The organism is Frisingicoccus sp. (genome assembly GCA_016298055.1).
Lineage (GTDB): Bacteria > Bacillota > Clostridia > Lachnospirales > Lachnospiraceae > Frisingicoccus.
On sequence record JAEDDO010000158.1, the window covers coordinates 1 to 4,185 of the forward strand.

Consider the following 4,185-nt stretch of genomic DNA (forward strand, 5'->3'; position numbering starts at 1 on the left):
ATGTTTGGAGCGGCTGCTATGAGTTTATCCAGTTTCTGTGTTGTATCCAATGCGCTGAGACTTAATTTCTTTAAGGTGCACAGTACTGCGAAAGATAAAAAAATTCACAGCATAGATATCTCGGATATCACAGAGGAGATGAGGAAGAATTTCAAAAGAGAGATTCCGGATTCATCCAGTATCAGGTTTCTTGAAGTTGATGGAATGATGTGCGGCCATTGTGAGAAAATGGTGAAAAAAACACTGGAAAAATTTGCTCAGATTGATGAAGCGGAAGCGGATTTTCAGACAGGAACAGTAAAGATCCGGGTAAATGAGGAAGTTCCGGAGGATGAAATCCGGGCAGCGATTGAAAAGGCCGGATATGAGTACAAAGGCTTAAAACAGGAAGGTTAACGCTTTAAAAACCTGCTGTCCTGTGATAAGATAAAAGAACGAAAAGGAGGGAATGAAAGATGACAAAAGTAATGATTGAAGGCATGGGATGCCAGAAATGTGTGATGCATGTGACAGAGGCACTGGAAGGTCTTGGAGTTAAGGATATTCAGGTAAGCCTTGAAGATAAATGTGCAACATTTGACGGTGCCTATGATGAAAATGCTTTAAAGGCTGCCATTGATGAAGCAGGCTTTGAGGTAAAAGGCATTGAATAAAGATATATCCGTTGAATCTTCCAGAGTGCTTGCCTGCCTGATGGTGATCGGTATACACATTACACTTAGTATTTGTCATGATGGATATGTGGATGTGAGCCGATTGGCATTTGCCTGTGTTGTGGCGGATGCGGTAGGCATTTTCTGGCTGATTCTCGGATTCTTTCTGTTTAAGAATAACAGTTATGCAAAGCTGTTGAAAAAGACGGCGGTAAGCATTGGAATACCGACATTGCTGTTCAGCGGCTTTGCTTTTTTCTTTGGTGAGTGGATTGCAGAAGGTGTTACGCTTAAAGAGAGTATTTTTCACACGGCGGGAGAATGTCTGGATGTGGTGAAGGAACTGCTGAAGTGGAACAGCCCGGTTAAGTATGGAGGCCATCTGTGGTACATTTATGTCTATGCTCTCATTATTTTTATTTTTCCCGTATTAAAAGCGACAGTTCAGTACCTTGAAGAGGATGAGCAGCGGGAAAAGGTATTTATGATAGCGACTTTAGGAGCATTTATTGTAAATGACATTACCAGGAATCAATTGTTTGAATTTTCTCATCATTCAATCAATGCTCTTATTCCGGCGTCGATTATCGTGATCTGGGGGCATATTTTATATAAGCATCGGGATGCGTTGACGACACGAAAGCATTTTGTTTTGTCTGTATTGGTATTTGGCATTCTGAACAGTGTGCGTATCCTTCTTCAATTTTATGCTTTTAGGATTGGAGCAGGAGATCATATACTTTTCTGGTACAGCTCTATCGGACTTTTGTGTGCTGTCTGTGTTGCGGTGTTTACGTTTTGCTTAAAAAATTGGTTGATGAGCAATACATGGTTGAAAAGTGGTATTCTTTTTCTTGCGGGACACACGTTTAATATTTACCTGTTCCATTTTTTTGTGATTTACATATTAGGCCGGCTGTCTTTTCAGACGATGCTTTATGACTGGGTAAGAAGTGATCTTCTTTTTATGATTTTGCTGACAGTGACAGTTTTTATGGTTTCTCTCATTATCTCTGTAGGTGTAAGAAAAATTGGCCGGATATTCAGTAAAAAATAATTTGATATAAAATAAGGGATTATCTTGAAAAATGAATTCGAGATAATCCCTTGTTTTTATTTTTCGCGCAGTTTATTGTATTCCCTTTGAATGGCGTGAAGCTGCATCTCAAAGTCCTGACGGTTTTTTTCATTGATGGTGGACAAGATGACACCGGAGAAGAAAGATATGAGGGCTGCAAGTGCGACAAAGCCACAGACGATTAATGTCGGGAATTTGAAGACGAGACCTGTGGCAAAGTATTCAAATAATACCGGGATAAAGAAACCGGCACTTAATAGCATTAATACGGCCGCAAGAATGCTGAAAAAGCCAAAAGGTTTGTAGTTTTTATAAAGTTTAATAATGGTCTTGATGACTTTGAATCCGTCACTGTATGTGTTTAATTTGGATTCGCTGCCTTCCGGACGGTCACGATAGGTGACAATGACATTTTCCACAAGCAGATTTTTGTGGACAGCGTGAATACTCATCTCGGTTTCAATCTCGAATCCTTTGGACAGCACAGGGAAGGATTTGACAAATTGATAGGAAAATGCCCGGTATCCGGTCATAATATCTTTAATATCACTTTTAAACAGTGTGTTGATACTGTTTCTCACAAGCGAATTGCCGAAATTGTGGAAAGGACGTTTGTTTTCTGTAAAGTATGTGGATGAAAGACGATCTCCGACTACCATATCCACATGACGGTCTAAAACTTTGTCGACCATCTCACGGGCAAATTCTGCCGGATAGGTATCATCTCCATCGACCATAATATAAGCCTCGGCATCAATTTCACGAAACATACGCCGAATGACATTACCTTTTCCCTGATGATATTCATGACGTACAACGGCTCCTTCTGCTTCGGCGATTGCAGCTGTGTCATCGCTGGAATTATTATCATAAACATAGATTGTTGCTTCGGGAAGTACGGCCTGGTAATCGTTAATGACTTTTTTTACCGTCTTACTTTCGTTGTAACATGGAATTAATACTGCGATTTTATCCATAAAGTTGAATCTCCTTTAAATCTTATCTTAATTCTTTTACTTTAACACTATTTTATCTTTTTTTAAACTATTAATTCAATTCTGGTGGTAATTTTTGCAAAATCAGTTATAATATAAAGATACTAAGGTCAAAAAGCATAGTGAAGGGGGACACATATGTTAGCAACGGATATTGGAATCGATTTGGGAACTGACAGTGTTCTTGTATATATAAGAGGAACAGGCGTTGTACTGCATGAGCCTTCTGTTGTGGCTTATGACAGGGATACGAATGAAATTAAAAGTATCGGTGAGGAAGCCCGGGAGATGATCGGAAGGACACCGGGGAATATTGCTGCGGTGCGTCCGCTCAGACAGGGTGTTATCTCGGATTATACGATTACAGAGAAGATGCTGCGGTATTTTATTCATAAAGCCGTTGGACGTAAGACATTCTGGCGTCCGAGAATTACAGTATGTGTTCCGAGCGGTGTGACAGAAGTAGAGAAACGGGCCGTTGTGGATGCGACGATGGAAGCCGGCGCAAGGGATGTTATTATTGTAGAAGAACCGATTGCGGCCGCTTTGGGGGCAGGTATTGATATTTCAAAACCTTTCGGGAATATTGTCGTAGATATTGGCGGTGGAACAACAGATATAGCTGTGATTTCTTATGGTGACACAGTTGTGAGTCAGTCATTGAAGGTGGCGGGCAATGATTTTGACGATGCACTCATACGTTATTTGCGGATGAAGTACGAGCTGCTGATCGGTGAACGGACGGCGGAGGAGATCAAAAAACAGATTGGAACAGCATATCCAAGGGATGAAGAGGAAACGATGGAGATCTGTGGTCGGAATGTGCTGACGGGACTGCCTAAAACGATTGTGATAAGTTCAGCCGAAACCCAGGTGGCTTTTGAGAGCTGTTTGACTCAGATCATTACCGGACTTCATAAGGTTCTGGAGGAGACACCGCCCGAATTATCAGCAGATATAGCATCCAGAGGTATTTTGCTGACAGGCGGCGGAAGTCTTTTATATGGTATGGATAAGCTGATTGAACAGATTACGGGAATCCGGACAACTTTAGCGGATGATCCGATTTCAGTTGTTGCTATAGGTACGGGACGTTACACAGAATTTATGGAAGCTAAAAAAGGTGAGAAATAATGGACAGGCTGAAAATGTAAAACGTTTTCAGCCTCTTTTGCGTATAAATTTTCAGGAGGAAATCTATGGAGACACTTCATGGTCTGATTGATCATATTGTTTATCATAATGAGAAAAATGGATATACAGTGCTTTCCCTGATGTGTCAGGGCAACGAAGTGATGTGTACGGGAACGGTGGCCATGGCGAATGAGGGCGAGTACATTAAGGCCGAAGGCGACTATGTCGAACATGCGACTTATGGACGTCAGTTTCGTATTTCGTCTTTTTCTATTGAAGCTCCCGAGGATATATTTTCCATTGAACGGTATTTGGGTTCAGGGGC

Annotated in this window: 6 protein-coding genes; 5 read left to right on the top strand and 1 reads right to left on the bottom strand. The window is 41.2% G+C overall.

What is annotated here, in order from left to right; genetic code table 11:
- The 3 genes from QZZ35_RS09630 to QZZ35_RS09640 all read left to right on the top strand — a co-directional run.
- Window positions 1-396 (top strand): heavy-metal-associated domain-containing protein (locus tag QZZ35_RS09630; RefSeq protein ID WP_291237204.1); only part of this gene is annotated, 396 nt, incomplete at its 5' end.
- A 59-nt stretch (window positions 397-455) separates the two neighbouring features.
- Window positions 456-653, top strand: a complete 198-nt coding sequence (locus QZZ35_RS09635; protein ID WP_291235252.1) for a heavy-metal-associated domain-containing protein — start codon at window positions 456-458, stop codon at window positions 651-653.
- Window positions 646-1,710 (top strand): acyltransferase, encoded by a 1,065-nt coding sequence (locus QZZ35_RS09640; protein ID WP_291237205.1) that lies wholly within the window; start codon window positions 646-648, stop codon window positions 1,708-1,710. Before QZZ35_RS09635 ends, QZZ35_RS09640 begins: the two co-directional genes overlap by 8 nt.
- A gap of 56 nt (window positions 1,711-1,766) precedes the next feature.
- Here QZZ35_RS09640 and QZZ35_RS09645 read toward each other — a convergent pair whose 3' ends face one another.
- Window positions 1,767-2,708, bottom strand: coding sequence for a glycosyltransferase family 2 protein (locus tag QZZ35_RS09645; RefSeq protein ID WP_291237206.1), 942 nt, complete (start codon window positions 2,706-2,708; stop codon window positions 1,767-1,769).
- A gap of 156 nt (window positions 2,709-2,864) precedes the next feature.
- On the opposite strand from QZZ35_RS09645, the gene QZZ35_RS09650 reads away from it, so the two are divergent.
- Both QZZ35_RS09650 and QZZ35_RS09655 read left to right on the top strand, forming a co-directional pair.
- On the top strand, window positions 2,865-3,860 hold the full coding sequence (locus tag QZZ35_RS09650) for a rod shape-determining protein (protein WP_291237207.1): 996 nt from the start codon (window positions 2,865-2,867) through the stop codon (window positions 3,858-3,860).
- 65 nt (window positions 3,861-3,925) lie between these two features.
- Window positions 3,926-4,185, top strand: a 260-nt coding sequence (locus QZZ35_RS09655) for a YrrC family ATP-dependent DNA helicase (RefSeq protein ID WP_330635650.1), incomplete at its 3' end; no start/stop codon positions are given.

Coding starts and splice junctions, on each gene's coding strand:
- QZZ35_RS09650 (WP_291237207.1), top strand. CDS start 2,865: ATGTTAGCAACGGATATTGGAATCGATTTGGGAACTGACAGTGTTCTT.
- QZZ35_RS09635 (WP_291235252.1), top strand. CDS start 456: ATGACAAAAGTAATGATTGAAGGCATGGGATGCCAGAAATGTGTGATG.
- QZZ35_RS09645 (WP_291237206.1), bottom strand. CDS start 2,708: ATGGATAAAATCGCAGTATTAATTCCATGTTACAACGAAAGTAAGACG.